At 60.8% G+C, this 18810-nt stretch carries 16 protein-coding genes; 4 read left to right on the plus strand and 12 right to left on the minus strand.

Annotation, left to right across the window (positions count from 1 at the left end):
* Positions 1 to 85: 85 nt before the first annotated feature.
* Complete coding sequence (locus tag LOY28_RS18770) at positions 86 to 967, minus strand: LysR family transcriptional regulator (protein WP_064618753.1); 882 nt, start codon at positions 965 to 967, stop codon at positions 86 to 88.
* Positions 968 to 1127: 160 nt separating this feature from the next.
* Here LOY28_RS18770 and LOY28_RS18775 point away from each other — a divergent pair, with 160 nt between their 5' ends.
* Positions 1128 to 2144 (plus strand): alpha/beta hydrolase, encoded by a 1017-nt coding sequence (locus tag LOY28_RS18775; protein ID WP_018925560.1) that lies wholly within the window; start codon positions 1128 to 1130, stop codon positions 2142 to 2144.
* A 63-nt stretch (positions 2145 to 2207) separates the two neighbouring features.
* Entirely contained in the window at positions 2208 to 3635 is a 1428-nt protein-coding gene (locus tag LOY28_RS18780; protein WP_258612357.1) for a mechanosensitive ion channel family protein, read from the plus strand.
* Between the two features lie 64 nt (positions 3636 to 3699).
* Here the strand turns inward: LOY28_RS18780 and ycaC are convergent, their stop codons facing one another.
* The 8 genes from ycaC to LOY28_RS18820 form a co-directional block, all read right to left on the minus strand.
* Positions 3700 to 4326: an isochorismate family cysteine hydrolase YcaC gene (ycaC, locus tag LOY28_RS18785; RefSeq protein WP_018925558.1), complete on the minus strand. Its 627-nt coding sequence runs from the start codon at positions 4324 to 4326 to the stop codon at positions 3700 to 3702.
* Between the two features lie 67 nt (positions 4327 to 4393).
* Positions 4394 to 6232 carry an amidohydrolase gene (locus LOY28_RS18790; protein WP_018925557.1) on the minus strand — a complete coding sequence of 613 codons (1839 nt, stop codon included), beginning with the start codon at positions 6230 to 6232 and terminating at the stop codon, positions 4394 to 4396.
* Positions 6233 to 6277: 45 nt separating this feature from the next.
* Positions 6278 to 6904, minus strand: coding sequence for an antibiotic biosynthesis monooxygenase (locus LOY28_RS18795; protein ID WP_018925556.1), 627 nt, complete (start codon positions 6902 to 6904; stop codon positions 6278 to 6280).
* A complete protein-coding gene (locus LOY28_RS18800) occupies positions 6897 to 7313 on the minus strand; it encodes a DoxX family protein (RefSeq protein ID WP_018925555.1) in 417 nt (138 codons plus the stop codon). The genes LOY28_RS18795 and LOY28_RS18800 overlap by 8 nt, the downstream gene beginning before the upstream one ends.
* Positions 7314 to 7559: 246 nt before the next feature.
* Positions 7560 to 7928: a DUF6124 family protein gene (locus LOY28_RS18805; RefSeq protein WP_018925554.1), complete on the minus strand. Its 369-nt coding sequence runs from the start codon at positions 7926 to 7928 to the stop codon at positions 7560 to 7562.
* A gap of 386 nt (positions 7929 to 8314) precedes the next feature.
* Positions 8315 to 9799 carry a hypothetical protein gene (locus tag LOY28_RS18810; RefSeq protein WP_177325183.1) on the minus strand — a complete coding sequence of 495 codons (1485 nt, stop codon included), beginning with the start codon at positions 9797 to 9799 and terminating at the stop codon, positions 8315 to 8317.
* 138 nt (positions 9800 to 9937) lie between these two features.
* Positions 9938 to 10861: a LysR family transcriptional regulator gene (locus LOY28_RS18815; RefSeq protein ID WP_111454050.1), complete on the minus strand. Its 924-nt coding sequence runs from the start codon at positions 10859 to 10861 to the stop codon at positions 9938 to 9940.
* 47 nt (positions 10862 to 10908) lie between these two features.
* Positions 10909 to 11904: an MBL fold metallo-hydrolase gene (locus LOY28_RS18820; protein ID WP_018925551.1), complete on the minus strand. Its 996-nt coding sequence runs from the start codon at positions 11902 to 11904 to the stop codon at positions 10909 to 10911.
* 279 nt (positions 11905 to 12183) lie between these two features.
* On the opposite strand from LOY28_RS18820, the gene LOY28_RS18825 reads away from it, so the two are divergent.
* The gene (locus LOY28_RS18825; RefSeq protein ID WP_018925550.1) at positions 12184 to 12648 is read left to right on the plus strand and encodes a helix-turn-helix domain-containing protein; all 465 of its coding nucleotides are present in this window, start codon (positions 12184 to 12186) and stop codon (positions 12646 to 12648) included.
* A gap of 22 nt (positions 12649 to 12670) precedes the next feature.
* On the opposite strand, the gene LOY28_RS18830 is transcribed toward LOY28_RS18825, so the two are convergent.
* Together LOY28_RS18830 and LOY28_RS18835 are read right to left on the minus strand one after the other, a co-directional pair.
* A complete protein-coding gene (locus LOY28_RS18830) occupies positions 12671 to 13495 on the minus strand; it encodes an alpha/beta fold hydrolase (protein WP_018925549.1) in 825 nt (274 codons plus the stop codon).
* Positions 13496 to 13527: 32 nt separating this feature from the next.
* On the minus strand, positions 13528 to 14103 hold the full coding sequence (locus tag LOY28_RS18835) for a flavodoxin family protein (protein ID WP_018925548.1): 576 nt from the start codon (positions 14101 to 14103) through the stop codon (positions 13528 to 13530).
* A gap of 343 nt (positions 14104 to 14446) precedes the next feature.
* On the opposite strand from LOY28_RS18835, the gene LOY28_RS18840 reads away from it, so the two are divergent.
* The gene (locus LOY28_RS18840; protein ID WP_018925547.1) at positions 14447 to 17251 is read left to right on the plus strand and encodes a winged helix-turn-helix domain-containing protein; all 2805 of its coding nucleotides are present in this window, start codon (positions 14447 to 14449) and stop codon (positions 17249 to 17251) included.
* Here the strand turns inward: LOY28_RS18840 and LOY28_RS18845 are convergent.
* Positions 17216 to 18694, minus strand: a complete 1479-nt coding sequence (locus LOY28_RS18845) for a winged helix-turn-helix domain-containing protein (RefSeq protein ID WP_018925546.1) — start codon at positions 18692 to 18694, stop codon at positions 17216 to 17218. The two genes, LOY28_RS18840 and LOY28_RS18845, sit on opposite strands and share 36 nt — an antisense overlap.
* Positions 18695 to 18810 lie beyond the last annotated feature (116 nt).

Below are 18810 nucleotides of genomic sequence, written 5' to 3' on the forward strand. Positions count from 1 at the left end.
GACCGGCACGAGTCTAGATCAGCGTCAGGAAAAACCACATCAGGGGTTTGTTGCGATCTTGTAATCAACGATGGCGTGCACCCTCCTATTGGTTCAACCGCTCACGCAAGAACTCGATCAACGCCTGCACCGGTCGCGAGGCCTGACGGTGCTGCGGGTAGACCGCCGATAAGGTCAGCGGCTCGGGGCGGAAATCATCCAGCACTGGCACCAGCCGGCCGTCCTCCAGGGCCGAATCGACGATGAAGGTCGGCAAGTACGTGATGCCCATGCCGGCGATGGCCGCGTCCTTGAGCAGTTCACCGTTGTTGACCCGCATCCGCCCGGTGACATTGACGGTCAGCGGTTTGCCCCGCCCTTCGAACCGCCATTGCACCTGGCGGCCATGGCCGTACGGCAGGCAATCGTGGCTGTGCAACTCCTCGGGTTCAAGCGGCGTGCCACGTTCGGCCAGATACGCCGGGCTGGCGCAGTACACCCGCTCGATGACGGCGATGCGCCGGGCGATCAGTGTCGAGTCTTCCAGCACGCCGATGCGCAAAGCCAAATCGTATCCCTCACCGAGCAAGTCCACCGGACGATCACTCAGGTCGACCTCGACGGTGACGTCGCGATAACGCTGCAAAAATACTGGCAGCAAACAGCCCAAATGCGCCACGGCAAACGACAACGGTGCACTCAGGCGAATGGTCCCGCGAGGCTCGATGGTCTGGCCGGCGATGCCCTGCTCCACTTGCTCGACTTCACTGAGCAGGCGCAGGGCCGATTCGTAATAACTCTGCCCCAGCGGGGTGACGTCCAGCCGTCGGGTGGAGCGATTGAGCAGGCGCACACCGAGGCGCTCTTCGAGTTGCATCAGCCGACGGCTGACGAACTGCTTGGACAGGCCCAACTGATCGGCCGCCGCCGTGAAGCTGCCGGAGTCCATGACCTGGCAAAAAATACGCATGTCTTCGAACGGGTTCATTGTCACTCTCTGGTTGACAGTTAATCGCTTTATAGCCGCTTTTTCGCTTTCAGACATCTTATTAATCTGTGCTCACGGTGTTGCTGAGGCCTGAACCCCAGCGCCACAGCAGCCCGATCCCAAGGCATAAAAACTCAAACGATTTAAAAAGGATTTGCACATGAACATCAAGAAAACCCTCGCCACTTCCGTTCTCGCCCTGTCCATCGGCAACGCATTCGCCGCTGGCAGCCCCGGTGTCGAACACAACACCCAGGCCTTCCTCGATGCCCTCGCCGCCGGCGGTGGCAAACCGCTGGAACAACTGAGCCCGAAAGACGCCCGCGCGGTGCTGACCGGTGCCCAGGCTTCGGTGAAGGTAGATCTGTCGGGTGTTGAAGTCAGCGACAAGGCGATCAAGGTCGACGGCCAGACCATCAACCTGAAAGTGGTGCGTCCGGCCAAGGTCAAGGGCGAGTTGCCGGTGTTCATGTTCTTCCACGGTGGCGGCTGGGTATTGGGCGACTTCCCGACTCACCAACGCCTGATCCGTGACCTGGTGGTGGGCTCCGGCGCAGTCGCGGTATACGTCGACTACACGCCGTCGCCCGAAGCGCACTACCCGACCGCCATCAACCAGGCCTACACCGCGACCAAATGGGTGGCCGAGCATGGCAAAGAGATCGGTGTCGACGGCAAGCGACTGGCGGTGGCCGGCAACAGCGTCGGCGGCAACATGGCGGCAGTCGTGGCGCTGATGGCCAAGGAACAGAAAACCCCTGCCCTGCGCTTCCAGCTGTTGATGTGGCCGGTGACCAACGCACAGTTCGACGACGGCTCGTACCAGCAATTCGCCGAAGGGCACTTCCTCACCAAAGGGATGATGCAGTGGTTCTGGGACAACTACACCACCAACCCGGCCGAGCGTGCGCAGATCCATGCCTCGCCGCTGAATGCCAGCGCCGAACAACTCAAGGGCCTGCCTGCGGCACTGGTGCAGACCGCCGAATTCGACGTGCTGCGTGACGAAGGCGAAGGCTACGCCCGCCACCTCGATGCGGCCGGTGTGCCGGTGACCTCGGTGCGCTACAACGGGATGATTCATGACTTTGGCCTGCTCAATCCGCTGAATCAGATTCCGGAAGTCAAAGCGGCGGTACGTCAGGCCGCAGCTGAGCTCAAGACGCATCTGAACTAAGCCCAACCTCTCGCCACACCTCAGGGTTTGGCGAGTTTTTTTGTGCCCGCTGGAGTGCAATCCATGAGCCTTTTCTCTGCCCACCTGTTGCCTTGGAGCGCCCTGCTGCTGGTGCTCGACGCCCTGCTCTGGCACCTCGTCCCGTTCAAGCATCGCGCGCCAAAGGTCGGTGTGCGGCTGGTGCTGTTTCTGGCGTTCAGCGCGCTGATTATCAACGCTGGCGTCAGCCCGTTGCAGACACCGTTGGTTGCCGATGACCAGGTGGCGCAACTCGGTGCAACGGCGCTGGGGATTATCTGGTGGTTGTACACCGCACGAGTGCTCACCGAGGTGTTCGGTCTGGTGCTGATGCGTCGCATAGGTCACAGCGGCCGTTTGCTGCAGGACGTAATCGGTGCGCTGGTGTTTCTGGCCTCTATCGTCGCGGCCGCCGGTTATGTGCTGGATCTGCCGGTCAAGGGTCTGCTGGCGACTTCCGGCGTGTTCGCCATCGTGGTCGGTCTGGCGTTGCAGAGTACGTTGGCTGACGTGTTCTCCGGCATTGTGCTCAACACCACCAAACCCTATCAGGTGGACGACTTTGTGGTGATCGATGGCGTCGAAGGCAAAGTGCTGGACATCAACTGGCGCGCCACGCACCTGTTGAGCAACGCGGGCACGATGGCCGTGGTGCCGAACTCGGTGGCGGCCAAGGCCAAGATCGTCAACCTCAGCCGCCCGAACAACCTGCACGGGGTGTCGATCAGCATCAAGGTGGCGAACCACATCCGCCCACGCCGGGTGCTCGACGCCCTCGACCGCACGCTGCAAGGCAGCAGCAGTCTGTTGCTGTCGCCCGCACCAAAAGCGGTGCTCAAAGAGGCTGGCGAAGAGATGTCCGAATACGTGGCCAGCGGTTTCATCGCCGAGCTGGGCAAGAAAAGCGACGTGCGCAATCAACTGTTCGACCTCGCCCATCGCCATCTGGAAGCGGCCGGCATCTCGCGGCACCCCGACGGCGTGATCGAACCCTCGACCCGCGCCCGCGCACTGCTCGATGAAGTGAAGATTTTCCGCTCGCTGAGCCATGAGGAACGCGACCGCCTCGCCGAATCGATGGTCGCGCAACAATACGCCGCCGGCGAGGTGGTGCTGGATCTGGCTGAAGTGCCGGACAGCCTGTTCGTGATCGCCACTGGCGTCGTCAGCGCCAGCGTGCCGGACGGCAATGGTTTCACCGAGGCCGGTCGCATGGGGCCGAGCGAAGTCATGGGCGAACAGAGCATCCTGGCCGATACGCCGTCGCAGGCAACGTTCACCGCGCTGACATCTTCGATCATCTACCGTCTGGACAAGAACCTGACCCGCCAGTGCATGGAACAGCGCAGCGAAGTGGGCCGGGCGTTGAACAAGTTGCAGGCGGTGCGCCAGCAAAACAGTCGGCTGGCGTTGATGGCCAAACCGGTGCCGATCAGGAAAGGTGGGTTTCTGGGATGGTTGCAGAAGCGCTGATGCAGAGGACATTCGAGCAGTACAAAAAAATGCCCGCACATCGCGGGCATTTTTCTTCAACGCCTTACTTGGCAGTGAACTTGGTGTAGCTGTTGATCAGGTTGCGGTAGTTCGGCAGACGCTGGGACAACAGGTTGGCCAGGCCTTCCATGTCGTTGCGCCAGTCGCCTTGCAGCTCGCAGGCCACGGCGAACCAGTTCAGCAGGTGTGCACCCGCCGCCGACATGCGTGCCCACGCCGCTTGTTGCACGGTGGTGTTGAAGGTGCCGGAAGAGTCGGTTACCACGAATACTTCAAAGCCTTCGGCAATGGCCGACAGGGTCGGGAACGCCACGCAGACGTCAGTCACCACACCCGCGATGATCAGTTGCTTGCGACCGGTGGCCTTGATGGCTTTGACGAAGTCTTCGTTGTCCCAGGCGTTGATCTGGCCTGGACGCTGAATGAACGGCGCGTCCGGGAATTGCTCGCGCAGTTCAGGCACGATCGGGCCGTTCGGGCCTGCGTCGAAACTGGTGGTGAGGATGGTCGGCAGGTTGAAGAACTTGGCGATGTCGCCCAGGGCCAGCACGTTGTTCTTGAATTCGTTGGGCGAGAAATCCTGCACCAGAGAGATCAGGCCGGTCTGGTGATCGACCAGCAGCATAACGGCGTCATCTTTGTTCAGACGTTTGTAAGGAACGTTGCTCATGTGAAACTCCTCGGAGGGTGATGAGTGAAGCGTCGACCACACATGGCCGACGCTTTTGTTGCAAGACTCAGAACGCGAAGCAGGAACAGCCGAAGGCGCCCCAGAAACCGGCGAAGTCACTCACCGGCACGTTCGACATACGGGCCTTCTCATGGCTGTGGGTATGCACGGCGCACGGGCCGCTGCACTGGTGCACCTGCGCCTGCATCGGCGCGTTCGGCCGCCAGTGTCCCGGAACCTTCGCCACCGGCGACCAGTCCGGCAGCACCGGCAGGCTGACAGGCCCGAGTTTTTCGAAGTCGCCGGCGGCGTACACCACCTTGCCGCCGACCACGGTCAATACCGACTCGATCCACTTGATCGCTTCTTCCTCGACGCTGAAGAAGTCCGCGCTCAGTGCTACCAGGTCCGCCAGTTGCCCGACCTTGATCTGGCCTTTCTTGCCTTGTTCCGACGAGAACCAGGCGCTGCCGTGGGTGAACAGTTCCAGTGCAGTGGTGCGCGGCAAACCTTCCTCATACAGCGCCAGACCACCGACGGTACGGCCGCTGACCATCCAGTACAGCGAGGTCCATGGATTGTAGCTGGACACTCGCGTGGCATCGGTGCCGGCGCCGACCGGTACACCCTCGGCCAGCATGCGCTTGATCGGTGGCGTAGATTCGGCGGCCTGCTTGCCGTAGCGGTCGACAAAATATTCACCCTGGAACGCCATGCGGTCCTGGATCGCAATGCCACCGCCCAGCGCCCTTACCCGCTCGATGTTCTGTGGGGTGATGGTTTCAGCGTGGTCGAAGAACCATGGCAGGCCGTTGAACGGAATGTCGCGGTTGACCTTCTCGAACACGTCGAGCATGCGGCTGATCGATTCGTTGTAAGTGGCGTGCAAACGGAACGGCCAGCGCTGTTCCACCAGGTGGCGAACCACCGGCTCCAGCTCCTGCTCCATGGTCTGCGGCAGGTCCGGACGCGGTTCGAGGAAGTCCTCGAAGTCCGCCGCCGAGAACACCAGCATCTCGCCGGCGCCGTTGTGCCGCAGGTAGTCGTCGCCCTGGTGCAACTTGACGCTGCCAGTCCAGTTCTGGAAATCGGTCAGCTCTTCTTTCGGCTTCTGGGTAAACAGGTTGTAGGCGATACGCACGGTCAGTTGATCATCTTTCGCCAACTGCTCGATCACCTGGTAATCGTCCGGGTAATTCTGGAAACCACCGCCGGCATCGATCGCGCTGGTCAGGCCGAGGCGGTTGAGCTCACGCATGAACTGGCGGGTCGAGTTGACCTGATACTCAAGCGGTAGCTTCGGCCCCTTGGCCAGGGTCGAGTACAGGATCATCGCGTTCGGCCTTGCGACCAACATGCCGGTCGGATTGCCGTTGGCATCACGCACGATTTCGCCACCCGGCGGGTTCGGCGTGTCGCGGGTGTAACCGGCAACCCGCAATGCAGCGCGGTTGAGCAAGGCGCGGTCGTACAAATGCAGCACGAACACCGGGGTGTCTGGTGCCGCCTGGTTGAGCTCTTCCAGGGTCGGCATGCGCTTCTCGGCAAACTGGAATTCGTTCCAGCCACCGACTACCCGTACCCATTGCGGCGTCGGTGTGCGGTCGGCTTGCTCCTTGAGCATGCGCAACGCATCAGCCAGGGACGGCACGCCTTCCCAGCGCAGTTCGAGGTTGTAGTTCAAACCGCCACGGATCAGGTGCAGGTGCGAGTCGTTGAGGCCTGGGATGACACAGCGACCCTTGAGGTCGATCACCTGGGTGCCCGAGCCGCGCAGGGCCATGGCTTCGGCGTCGGTGCCGACCGCGACGAAGCGGCCGCCCTTGATCGCCACGGCGCTGGCGAGGGGCTTTTCGCGGTCTACGGTATGAAATTGACCATTGAACAGAATCAGATCGGCGTTCATCGCAGTTCCTTCGTCATCAGTGAAATGAAGCAAAAAAGCGCCGGCTCAGCGCGGCGAATTTGCGTTGGATTCGAGGTGCTCCCGTGGCTGACTGGCCGTCAGCCACGGCGCAAACAAGCGAGTCGCGGCCGGCATGCACACGTACACCACCGACACCACGATGGTCAGGGTGATCAGGAACGTGGCGACCAGGTAGTTGGAGAGAAAAGCGTTGAGTTTGAGCAGCGGCCCCCAGAGCAGCGGCACCAGCAAGGTGTGCGGCAGAATCACCAGCAACGACACCACAGCCTGCTTCCAGCGCGGTGGCGGCGAAGCAGCATCGGCCAGCGGCGCGAACCAGAATTCGTTGACCGGGTTGACCTCGGTCTGGTCGCCGTCGGCCAGCATCGGCGCGGCTTCATCGATCAACGACTGACGTTGCGGCGAATCGAGCCAGTGCTGCATGGCCTCGGTGGAGCAAAAGCGCAGCACGCAGGTGAACATGTCCAGGCCCGCGTTCTTGCCGCGGATCACGTCCACGCCCAGATGCCCTTCCGTGCGCCCCGCTACGCTGACGATGTTGCGCAGCCAGGCTTCATAGGCTGCTTCGAAACCGGCCTTGACCCGGTGCTTGACGATCAGCGTCACGATCTCATCGGACCCCGGCGCTTTTTGAGTTTGGGCTTCAGACATAACGGAGCACTCCGGGCAAACGAACATTGAGCGCCAGCCGTCCAGGCCCGGCGATAAACACAGAGGTGAAGATGATCAACAACAGCCAGCCGAACTGCCCTTCGGCCACACTCCATTGCGGGTGCACGACCAGCAGCGCCACCAGCAGCACAAACAGAATAGGCAAGCACGCCAGACGCGCCAGAACACCAGCGACAATCAGCAGCGGGCACAGCACTTCGGCGAAAATCGCCAGGCTGAGGGTGAGGTGGGCACCGAGGTGGAACGGGTCTTCGATCAGTTGCAGCTGCGCACTGAAGTCCAGCAGCTTGGGCAAGCCGTGCACCCACAGCAGAAACAGACCACCGCAGACCCGCAGAAACAGCAGCCCGACATCCCGCGCCTGTTCATCCCTTTGCGAAGCGTTCATGACTCACCCCTGTTCAATCATTGGATTGAATAGTGCCGCCAAGGGGTAGGGAAAAATTGAATGTACGTGCTCTCTTTGTACCGCGGGAATTGTGGCGAGGGAGCTTGCTCCCGCTGGGCTGCGAAGCAGCCCCAAAACCATTCGACCCAATTGCATCAGGTAGACCGCATGTACAGGGTTTACGACTGCTGCGCAGCCGAGCGGGAGCAAGCTCCCTCGCCACAGGGGTCAGCGTTTGACCTCAGGTCATAGGACCGGGTTGGCCTTCAGCTCCAGACTGTCCAGCGCCCGATTCACCGCCAGCTCGCCGAACATGATGAGCTGCGCGACGCCCAGTATCGTATTGCGCTGCGGCCCCTCCAGAAATCCGGCGCAGTCACTGGCGATCACCTTGGCCGAGGCAAAGGACTCGCAGGCATTGGTCAGCAGCTCTTCGATGTTGATGTCCGGGGCGACGGTGTAAATCGTGCTCGGTTTGCGTGGGGGCTTGGTGTCGGACGGTTTGAGGTAGTGATCGAGGGCGCGTTCGGCGGCTTCGTTGAGTTTTTTGGGATCGAGGGGATCGTAGGGGGAAACGTCGTCGGTTTCTGGTGGGTTAGGTGTGGCTTTGAACATGGTGAATCTCCTTTGGAAAATAGCACCACCAAAACCTGTCGCTAAACAAGTAAGAGTGGCGACTGTATGCAGGTTAGCGAACCGGTCAAAGGCACCCGGTAGACCCGAGGGTCTCCCGCATACAGCCACCATAACGTAATTGCAGACGTCAAAAGTCGGCAATAAAGTCTGGAGCACTGATGCACTTTGATAGTCCGAGTCGCTAAACCCGATCGCTGATTGGCAGCGATACGGAAACGATAAAGACCAGGCCCAAAGCACACAAGCCGGCGGATTCTGGCGCAGCCGTAGGCAACGGCGCAAGGATCTGTAGCTTTCAGGAAGTAACGATCAACACCTTTAAACACTGCACGTCGAATACCAAAACCCTCCAGCCCCGCCTCTGGTCAACGAGTGTCTATGACAGTGTATTCCCGCACTTCGAAATCCGTCCTGGCCGCCGAACCAGGCACCTGATCCGTACACACCGAGAACACGATAGACAATATGCTCCCGGGCCTGAGCGCCAGCAAATAGAAGGCCGGTATGATCGTGCTGTAGCCACCAGACGTAACCCATGCTCGATGAACCGCGTTGCGCGTGTCCGTCCAAATGGGCAAATTGTGCTCGGCGCCGCTGGCATTGCGCCCCATCAACATCAACGACAATCGTTGTCCGATCGCAATATGTAGCCAGATACCAAACACCAGCGTCCCTCCGACAATGACATCCTTCAGATCAAGCTCGGTTGTACCCTTCGCTTCGGCAATCATCGGGGAAACGAGCGAGTCCTTCGGGATAGGCAGAACATGTAACGGCCAGGGCAATGAAGTGACTGGATCCGATGAACCACGCCTGTAGGTGAACGAGATATCCGCCGCCTTACCGATGCTGAAAGCCACCAATGGAACGGGCAACGTAATGTCCATGGGCATGGTGCCCACCGGGACAGGGATTGTGGTTCGCGAACCCGCCGCCGGCGTGCCTGGCTCGGCAGTCCAGTTCACGCTGACCAGGTCGTTAGACTCACTGGCGTAATTCAAGACAGCGGTCAAATGTGTGATCGCGTCAACCGGGTTCAAATTGGCGTTATCTGGCGCTTCCTTGATCGTCACTTCCCGGCTTACCACTGCGCCTGTCAGGACGATATAGTTTCGATGGGCAAACGGCTGGGCAAGGGACTCATCCGGGCTCCCTTGCAGCCCCACCATCAACTTCAGGGTCAGTACGCTGCGGTCCTTGAGCCCTTGCAAGGCATTGGCGGAGTGGCTTCGCTCGTAAAAACCGAAACGGATGAATTCGTCAGTGATGACATTGCTCGGCGCACTCCAGTACCTCATACGGAAATCGCTGCCGTCGGCGTTCTTGCCCTCAAGCCACAACCAAAGGAATTGACCCCGAGCGCTCAAGGGCCACGCGTTGATACGCAGGGTAATGTCGGTCAGGCCATTGATGTCCAGTATCGGACCTTCCCCGGACTGTTCTGCCTGGGTGATGAAGGGACGAGGCAAATCGCGTTGCGCCAGAGGCAGCACGTACACGACCTGTGGCTCTGAAGTCACGGGTGCAGCGGTGCCGCGAATGATGGTGTAAGTCACCGTCACCGTCTGGCTCAGATTGAAGAGTACTAGCGAAACCGGGATTCGAATCACCAGCGGCCGAGTGTTACCGGCGTTGATGAAAGCCGTAGTGAGAGAGCCGTTTGCTCCGGAGCCCGGTGCACCTGTCCAGGCCACACTCACCTGGTCGGTGGGCTGTAACGTCGGATCGGTCACCTCGATCGTGAGGGTATTCCTCACGTCCACCGGATTGAGGAGGGACTGATTGGCGCTTTCCTGGATGACAGGAGGCGGTGGGCTGCCGGCGTTCACTGTGGCGGTAGCGATGTTCATTGTTCTGTCCCTGTGCATGATCGATCCGGCCCCCGAAAGAGCATTGAATGAATCACACACCGACGCGCGGGCACGCGCTACTGTCAGAACTTATAGGTGTGCGGCTGTTTCGGACGAACGGCGCGGCGCGGTTTCGCCTTACACAGCCGGAATATCCAGCGAGGCCGACATGAACTGGCTGATCCGCGACCGCAGCCATTTCTCGGCAGGATCGTTGTCATGCACCCCGCTCCAGGCCATCGACAGTTGCGCCGCGTCGATGGGGAACGGCGGATCTTCAGCCCGCAACGCACAGCCTTCCACCAACGCGCACGCGGCATAGTCCGGGACAGTGGCAATCATTTCCGTGCCAGCGAGCAACGCGCGCAAACCACTGAATTGCGGTACGCCGAGCACCACGCGGCGGGTGCGGCCGACCTTGGCCAAATCGACGTCGATGTTGCCGCTCAAGTCGCCGGAGAACGACACCATGGCATGCGGGCGGGAGCAGTATTCGTCCAGCGTCAGCGGCCCCGGTCTGCTGTCTCCGCGCAGGACTTTGCAGGGAATGTCGCGCAGTTTTTTGCGTTTGGCATTGGCCGGCAGATCCGTGGTGTAACTCACCCCCACCGAGATTTCCCCCGACGCCAGCAACGTCGGCATCAACAGATAATTGGCACGGCGTACCACAACCACGATCCCCGGTGCCTCTTCCTGCAACTGGCGCAGCAACGGCGGAAACAGCCCGAACTCGGCGTCGTCCGACAGCCCGATACGAAACACATCGCAGCTGCTGGCCGGATCGAATTCCTTGGCCCGGCTGACCGCCCCCGAGATGGTGTCCATCGCTGGTTGCAGCTCCTTGAGAATCGCCAGCGCCCGCGCCGTCGGTTCCATGCCGCGACCGTTGCGCAGCAACAACGGATCGTCGAACAAATCACGCAACCGGCCCAGCGCGGCGCTCACCGCCGGTTGGCCCATGAACAGTTTTTCGGCGACTCGGGTCAGGTTCTTTTCGAACATCAGCGCTTCGAAAATCACCAGCAGGTTCATGTCGACACGGCGCAGATCGTTACGGTTCATGGGCACGGTTCCCTTTTGTGTTCAGCCAGGCGCAAGTGTGTCGGACTTTACTCGATCATCGGCACTTTCGCCGCTCGTTTGTAAGGCCCGTACTCGATCGGTACCCACTGGAAATGCTTGTCCACAGCGGTGATATGGCCGACACCCGGAAACGGCAAATGCGCCGCCGTGACCCAGATCTTGCTGGCCGCCGCATCGCTGAACACCTTGGCGCGGCTCTTGATCGCCTGCTGATTGTCGACGTCGAAACGAATTGACACCTCAGGATGCTCGAACTGCACCGCCAGGTTATGCACCAGATCGCCCATGAACAGAATGCTCTGACCTTGGGAGTTGAACCGATACGTGGTACTGCCCGGTGTGTGCCCGGCCTCCAGCTCGGCATCGACAACACCCGGCACTGGCGACTGCCCGGCAGTAAAGGTTTTGAAACGGCCCGCCGCGATATACGGCGCGGTTGAGTCCTGGGCGATCTTGAAGAATTCCCTGGCACCGGCCGGTGCCTTGGCCATGGCCTGGGGATCAAGCCAGTAATCGGCTTCTGCCTTGGCCGCGTACACCGTTGCGTTTGCGAACACGGGCTTTTGCTGCCCATCCACCAACCCGCACACATGGTCCAGATGCAGGTGGGTGAGCAGGATAGTATCGACCTGTTCCGGCTGATAACCGGCGGCTTTCATGTTCGCCGACAACTGGCCCGCCGTGGCACCGATGCACTGCCCTGCTCCGGTATCCACCAGAATCAATTGTTTGCCGGTATTCACCAGAAACGCATTGAACGCGGTTTGCACCCCCGGCGTTTCAATCGAACGACGAGCCAGCAACGCGCGGATCTGGTCTTGGGTCAGCCCCTCGAGCAGTTTGGGCGACAGGTCGTTGTAGCCATCGAACAACGCCGTCACCTCGTAGTCGCCCACCGCGAGCCGGTAATAACCGGGCACCTGAGTGTTCACCTGAGCCGGTGCCTGGGCCAGGCTGATGCCAGACATCAGCGCCAATGCCAGGCCAAGTCCGCCAAGTGTGCAAACGCGGGATTGCTTCATGAGATCACCCTTGATCGAGCCAGAAAAAGCGGCCCAGTCCAGGCCGCTACACGTCGCCCATCTTGCATGACCGTGCATCGGCGCGAATTGCAGTGATGTGCTCAGTTGGCGCATTTTCACCCTTAAGCCTGACTGCGGAATTAACAACGTTTAACTCGCAAGCCAAAGTCCTCGCGGCCAAGAATGAAGCCTTCTGCGCAGACTTGTTTTTCAGACAAGGGAACGTGCTGACCCACCGTGCAGTGCATCCGCGCGCGCCCATCGACACGGACATTGGCCATGGCTCTCATTCAGCAAAACGCGATCAAGGCGTGTGCCATTGAAACGCAAAAGAAAACCACGGGGGGCCTTAGCCCCTGGCGCGAAACTCTGGTCAAGCAACTGATCCTCGACCACCTCGACGACACCCTGGAAGTGACCGAACTGGCACGGGTCTGTGCCCTGTCGCGCAGTCATTTTTCCCGTGCGTTCAAATGCAGCACCGGTGTTTCGCCGCAGGACTGGATCCGACAGCAACGCATTGCCCGAGCCAAACAATTGATCCAGGACACCGACCTGACCCTGACGCAAATCAGCCTGGAATGTGGCTTCTGCGACCAGGCGCATTTCTCCCATATCTTCACCCGCAGCGAAGGCATCACACCGTTTGCCTGGCGCTGCCGTGCCATGCGTACTCTTCCCTCTCACAACAGCAAAAGATCGCAGCCTTCGCCAGCGCCTACAGGTGCTCACATGTCCCTGTAGGCGCCGGCGCCTTTGATTTTGATCAGCCCTTGATGAACGCCAGCAGATCTTCGTTGAGTTGATCCTTGTGGGTATCGGTCAGGCCGTGTGGAGCTCCCGGATAGACTTTCAATGTGGAGCCCTTGACCAGTTTTGCCGAGGCGATGCCCGAGGCTTCAATCGGCACCACCTGATCGTCGTCGCCATGCACCACGAGGGTCGGCACGTCGAACTTCTTCAGGTCTTCGGTGAAGTCGGTTTCAGAGAACGCCTTGATGCAGTCGTACGCATTCTTGTGGCCGGAAGCCATGCCCTGCAGCCAGAACCAGTCGATCATGCCTTGCGAAGGTTTGGCACCCGGCCGGTTGAAACCGAAGAACGGACCGCTGGCCAGATCCTTGTACAACTGCGAACGGTCGACCAAAGACGCCTGACGAATACCGTCGAACACTTCCATCGGCAGGCCGCCCGGGTTGGCCTCGGTCTTGAGCATCTGCGGCGGCACCGATGAAATCAGCCCGGCCTTGGCCACGCGTCCAGTACCGTAGCGACCGATGTAGCGCGCCACTTCGCCACCGCCAGTGGAGAAACCGAACAACACAGCGTTTTGCAGATCCAGATGCTCGATCAACTGCGCCAGGTCATCGGCGTAGGTGTCCATGTCATTGCCGAACCATGGCTGGCTCGAACGGCCGTGACCACGGCGGTCATGGGCGATGACCCGGTAGCCTTTGGAGGCCAGGAAGATCATCTGCGACTCCCAACTGTCGGCGTTCAACGGCCAACCGTGGCTGAAGACGATCGGCTGACCGGTGCCCCAGTCCTTGTAGTAAATCTCGGTGCCGTCTCGGGTAGTAAAGGTGCTCATTACGACTCTCCTGATGCATGGGTTTACGACGATTAACAAGAGGTTTGAGCCAGGCGTTCGGCCAGGCGCGCCACCCGCTCGCCCAAATGTGCGGCGGTGCGGCGGTCTTCCAGGGGCGGAGCAAATTCGGGGGATTGCTCGACGTTCGATTGGGCCATCGCCCCCAGCGAGCTGCCGAGCCGGTTCAACTGCCCGTCGAACAGGCCGAGGCTGCTGCGCGCCGGCAGCAGGTCGAGGCCGACCCAGATCATCGAGTGCTGGGCGGCGAACACCGCCATCTGCAGCAAGGTATTGAGCTTGTCGCCACACAGGCATCCGGAGTTGGTAAACCCGGCAGCGAGCTTGTCGCGCCAGGGCTGGGCCAGGTAGAACGAGGCGGTGGCCTCCATGAAACCCTTGAAGGCTGCCGAGGCGCTGCCCATGTAGGTGGGGGCGCCGAAGATGATTGCATCGGCACGGTGCAAGCGCTCCCAGTGGTCGTCCACTTCCTCCACCGGAATCAGCCGACAGGTGCTGCCCAAGTGTCGTTCCACCCCCAGGCCCACGGCTTCGGCCATGACCCGGGTGTGCCCGTAACCACTGTGATAGACCACCACCACGTTGCTCATTCCGGCTCCTCCAGAAGTGTTCGTCCTTTTTGCGGCACGCTTTTTGTTGCACTTTCTGTTGCAAAAAGGCCGATACCTTCGGCTACTTGAAGAAATGGATTTTTGAGCGTAGACCGGATCGGTACGAGTTAAACGTTGTTAATTTTCTGCCGTACACCCATGGCCCCGGCGTGCCGTTCACCAGCGCTGAGTCCAATAAACACGGGGCCGCCGGGCACCGACGGCAAGGCCGCAGCCGTTGCACCTGCTGCCGAGATGTATGACGCCACGTTGCGCTACCGAAAAAACCTTAGGAATATGCCTGGATACCGCGCGATAGACGGATGCAAGCAGGAGTGACCCGTTGACCCTTACCCCCGAACATGCCATCCATTTCGGCCCCTACCGGATCTACCCTGGCCAACGCCTGGTGATGGAGGCCGACCAGCCCCTGCGCCTGGGCAGGCAAGCCATGGACATTCTGTTGATGTTGCTGGAGCACGCAGGCCAGGTGGTGAGCAAGCAGCAACTGATCGCGCGGGTCTGGCCCAAAAGCGTAGTGGAAGACACCAACCTGCGCGTGCACATGGCGGCACTGCGCAAAGCCCTCGGTGACGGTCAGGCCGGCCAGCGTTACATCGTCACCGTCGCCCAGCGCGGCTACAGTTTTGTCGCGCCGTTTTCCCTGGAGTCCATCGAACAACATCCCCAAAACGACGCCAATGAACCGGGCGGCCATAACCTGCCGGTGCGCCGGACTCGCATGATCGGCCGTCAGGCCCTGGTCGACAGACTGCTGGCGCAACTCTCACAGCAACGTTTCATCACCCTCGTGGGCCCCGGCGGGATCGGCAAGACGACCGTGGCGCTGCGCGTCGCCGAGCAACTGATCGGTCGCTATCGAGACGGCATTCGCCTGGTGGACCTGGCACCGATCAACTGCCCTTTGATGATCGGCGCGCACCTGGCGACAGCGCTGGGCTTGCCGTTGCATGACGCCGACCCCATGAACGGGCTCGCCACATGCTTGCGCGAACGGCAGATGCTGCTGGTCATCGACAACTGCGAACACCTGATCGATGCCATTGCGTTGCTCAGCGAAAGCATCCTGCGCGCGGCGCCCCAAGTGCACATTCTGGCTACCAGTCGCGAAAGCCTGCGGGCCGAAGGCGAATACGTGCAGCGCCTGGAATCACTGGACTGCCCGCCGCCCATCGCCGTGCTCGACCGCGCTCAGGCCCTGACGTTTTCGGCGCTGCAATTGTTTGTCGAGCGGGCGATGGCCAGCCACGACAGCTTCGAACTGAGCGAAGCCGATCTGCCGCTGGCGATTGAAATCTGCCGACGTCTGGACGGCATTCCGTTGGCGATCGAACTGGCAGCGGCGCAGGTCGGCAACCTGGGTTTGAGCGGCTTGCTGTCGCAACTGCAAGACAGCTTTCGCCTGCTCGCCCAAGGCTGCCCGACCACCATGGGCCGCCATCAGACCCTGCGCGCCACGCTGGACTGGAGCTTCGAACTGCTCAATGCCTGCGAGCAGACGTGCCTGCGCCGACTGGGGATATTCCGGGGCGCTTTTACCCTGGAATCGGCGGCTGCCGTGATTGTCGGCCAGTACGTCGAGCCCGATGTGGTGTTTGCCTCGATTACCCAATTGGTGGCCAAGTCATTGCTGAACGTGGAAGTCGGCGATGAAGAAGTGTTCTACCGTCTGCTCGACACCACACGTGGCTATGCGCTGGAAAAACTCGACCAGGCCCAAGAGCTGGCGGACACCCGAGAGCGCCACGCCGAATGCTGCCTGGCCTTGATGCAGCAGGCACAAAGTGAATGGGAACACACCCAGAGCGAGCGCTGGACCGAGCGTTACGCCCGCAGCCTGGACGACATTCGTGCAGTCCTGGATTGGGGCTTGAACGCTCAAGGGCCGCGGGCCTTGGCCATCCGTCTCGCCGCGACCTCGGCACCGCTCTGGCAAGAGCTGTCGCTGCTCAAGGAATACGGCGCGTACGTGCGCAAAGCCTTGGCGTTGCTCGAAGCGACGCACCAGCCCTGTCCGCGTTTGACCATGAACCTCAAGCTTGCCCTCGGCAGTTCCTGCTACCACACCCAGGGCAATAGCACCGAAGCCGTCGAAGCCTTCGTCAGCGCCAAACACCTGGCCGAACACTGCAACGATATGGCCGGTCAGCTCAAAGCGATTTCCGGGCACCTGGCGGTTGATCTCAGTTGCGGCAACTACCAACTGGCCCTGGAGCAGAGCCGACAATTCGAGCGGTTGAGGCCGCACGACGACGCGATGACGGCCCTCAGCACCCAACGCTTGCGGGTCCTGGCCCTGCATTTTGCCGGGGATCAGGCACTGGCGCGGGAGAATGCCGAACAGGTCATTCAACGTCTGGCCCAGAGCGGCCAGCTCAACCGCTTCACCCATGGCTTTGGCGTGCAATACGACCAGAGCGTGGCGGCCCTGACGATTCTGGCGCGCATTCTCTGGCTGCAAGGGCTCCCGGAAAAAGCCTGGCATACCGCACGACAGGCGCTCGACATCGCGATGCAAATCAATCATGGCACGTCCATCTGCTACACCCTGGCGCTGTCCGGTTGCCTGATCGCGCACTACAACGGCAACACGCCGGTCGCCCGCGAGCTCCTGGCCTTGCTGCTTGAGCAGGCGAAGAAACACTCGGTGTTGCTGTTCTACACCTGGGCTAAACATTACGCGCAGGTGATCGACGGAACTGATGCGCCCTCATCCCCGCGAACGGACACCGGGTTGGTCAAGGAAATCATGGTCACTCTGGGCAGCCGTTTCATCGATGATGCGTTGCTGGAGCGGGCCGAAAACGGCGCGGCGGGCTGGAGCACGGCAGAAATTCTGCGGGCTCGGGCCGACGCGTTACTGGCGCAGGATTGCCCGAGCAGTGCTGACGCGGCCGAGGCGGTGCTGCTCAAGGCTTTAGCCGTGGCAAAAACCCAGGGAGCGCTGGCCTGGGAACTGCGCAGTGCGACATCGCTGGCCCAGTTGTGGCAGCGTCAGGGCCACTTCCGGCAAGCCCATGAGCTGCTGGCGCCGATTTACCAGCGCTTCACCGAAGGCTTCGCCACACCGGACCTGATCAAAGTCCGGCGGTTACTCGACGAGTTGCAGCGCGACCTGCCCGACTGATCTCCCGTGGGCCCGGCTGATGTAGCGCTCATAACGCAGTTCGAAGGCACGCAAGTAACCGCTGTTTTCGAGTTTCTCCAGGGCGTAGGTGCGCGTGGTATTGAGGAAACGGTAGCGCGTCACGCCGCTGCCCTGCTCCACCGACAGCAGCGATTTATTCGCCAGACTCTCCACCACGTTAACCAAGCTTGCGGGCAGCAACATCGCGCCACTGACCACGCCAATCGCTGCGTCCAGGGTGAACGCCATCTTGAACACCGCCAGCCGCTGCAACACGATCTGTTCCAACGGGCTCAGCCGTTCATAGCTCCAGTCCAGTGCGGCTTTGAGATTCTGATGCCGTGGCACGGCGGTGCGTCGACCTTGGCTCAACAGCTGAAAACAGTTGCCCAGTTGCGCTTGCAACCCCACCAGCGCCAATGCATCGATCTGCGCCGCCGCCAGCTCAATGGCCAGGGGCAAGCCATCCAGCCGACGACAGATTTCACGCACAGCCTTCAGATCCTGTTGGCGCAAGGCAAACCCTTGCTGACGGGCTCGGGCGCGGCTGACCAACAGCTGCACCGCTGAATACCCCATGGCCTCGTCCACGCTATAAATCACCGAGGCTGGCGGCACCGTCAGGGGCGGTAACCGCAGCAGCGTTTCCCCCGCTGCTCGCAGCGGTTCGCGACTGGTGGCGAGGATCGACAGTCGAGGTGCCGAGGCCAACAGATCGTCCACCACTGTCCTGCAACGTTCGAGCAGGTGTTCGCAGTTGTCGAGCACCACCAAGGCATGCCGTTGCGCCAACGCGTTTGCGCCAACGTCTAGTTCCAGGGTGCGCGACAGATGATCGACAAGCTGCGATGGGTCATCGATGGCCGACAGGTCAACCATCCAGACACCATCCCGATAGTGCTGCAACAGCAACTCGGCCACGCGCAACGCCACGGTGGTCTTGCCGATGCCAGCAGGGCCGATCAGGGTCATGAAGCGTCGAACCGGCAACTGCCGAACCACGCTGCCGACGATCGAGTCGCGACCGGTCACCGGTGTGAGCCGCGCAGGCAAGTTGTGTTGAGGCTTGTGCACGGTTTCGACCAGCACCGGCGTGCCCGCCCGATCGTGCTGCACCGGGGCGATGAAGCTATAACCGCGCTGGGGAATATTAACGATATAAGGCTGCCCGTTCGGCCCATCGCCGAGCGCTCGACGCAGGGCGGCAATGTGGACGCGCAAGTTGATTTCCTCGACCACCGAGGTCGGCCATACGTGGGCAATCAGCGCCTCTTTGCTGACCACCGCACCAGCGTGCTCAACCAGCACCTGCAAAATGTCCAGGGCTCGCCCGCCCATGCGCAGCGGCCGATCACCGTCCAGGATCAACCGCTGATGCAAGTGGAATGCGTAGGGCCCGAACCGCAGCACCGTGTCACTGTTTATCTCTCTGAGGTTGTTCATGCACGTTCATATGCTGAAAACCTGGCTCGGCTCAAGGAACTGCAAGCTCCATCGATCCCGCCCATCCAGGCTCCGCACCTCCCAAAAAAGAGTTCACGGGTATCTTGGCAGGCATG

Source organism: Pseudomonas sp. B21-017, from assembly GCF_024749245.1.
In the GTDB taxonomy this organism is placed as follows: Bacteria; Pseudomonadota; Gammaproteobacteria; order Pseudomonadales; family Pseudomonadaceae; genus Aquipseudomonas.

Excerpts from the sequence above, each read along its gene's own strand:
- LOY28_RS18825 (WP_018925550.1), top strand. The coding sequence starts at position 12,184 with ATGGCTCTCATTCAGCAAAACGCGATCAAGGCGTGTGCCATTGAAACG.
- LOY28_RS18800 (WP_018925555.1), bottom strand. The coding sequence starts at position 7,313 with ATGAACGCTTCGCAAAGGGATGAACAGGCGCGGGATGTCGGGCTGCTG.
- LOY28_RS18830 (WP_018925549.1), bottom strand. The coding sequence starts at position 13,495 with ATGAGCACCTTTACTACCCGAGACGGCACCGAGATTTACTACAAGGAC.
- LOY28_RS18820 (WP_018925551.1), bottom strand. The coding sequence starts at position 11,904 with ATGAAGCAATCCCGCGTTTGCACACTTGGCGGACTTGGCCTGGCATTG.
- LOY28_RS18790 (WP_018925557.1), bottom strand. The coding sequence starts at position 6,232 with ATGAACGCCGATCTGATTCTGTTCAATGGTCAATTTCATACCGTAGAC.
- LOY28_RS18795 (WP_018925556.1), bottom strand. The coding sequence starts at position 6,904 with ATGTCTGAAGCCCAAACTCAAAAAGCGCCGGGGTCCGATGAGATCGTG.
- LOY28_RS18815 (WP_111454050.1), bottom strand. The coding sequence starts at position 10,861 with ATGAACCGTAACGATCTGCGCCGTGTCGACATGAACCTGCTGGTGATT.
- LOY28_RS18845 (WP_018925546.1), bottom strand. The coding sequence starts at position 18,694 with ATGAACAACCTCAGAGAGATAAACAGTGACACGGTGCTGCGGTTCGGG.
- LOY28_RS18835 (WP_018925548.1), bottom strand. The coding sequence starts at position 14,103 with ATGAGCAACGTGGTGGTGGTCTATCACAGTGGTTACGGGCACACCCGG.
- LOY28_RS18770 (WP_064618753.1), bottom strand. The coding sequence starts at position 967 with ATGAACCCGTTCGAAGACATGCGTATTTTTTGCCAGGTCATGGACTCC.
- LOY28_RS18775 (WP_018925560.1), top strand. The coding sequence starts at position 1,128 with ATGAACATCAAGAAAACCCTCGCCACTTCCGTTCTCGCCCTGTCCATC.
- LOY28_RS18780 (WP_258612357.1), top strand. The coding sequence starts at position 2,208 with ATGAGCCTTTTCTCTGCCCACCTGTTGCCTTGGAGCGCCCTGCTGCTG.
- ycaC (WP_018925558.1), bottom strand. The coding sequence starts at position 4,326 with ATGAGCAACGTTCCTTACAAACGTCTGAACAAAGATGACGCCGTTATG.
- LOY28_RS18810 (WP_177325183.1), bottom strand. The coding sequence starts at position 9,799 with ATGAACATCGCTACCGCCACAGTGAACGCCGGCAGCCCACCGCCTCCT.
- LOY28_RS18805 (WP_018925554.1), bottom strand. The coding sequence starts at position 7,928 with ATGTTCAAAGCCACACCTAACCCACCAGAAACCGACGACGTTTCCCCC.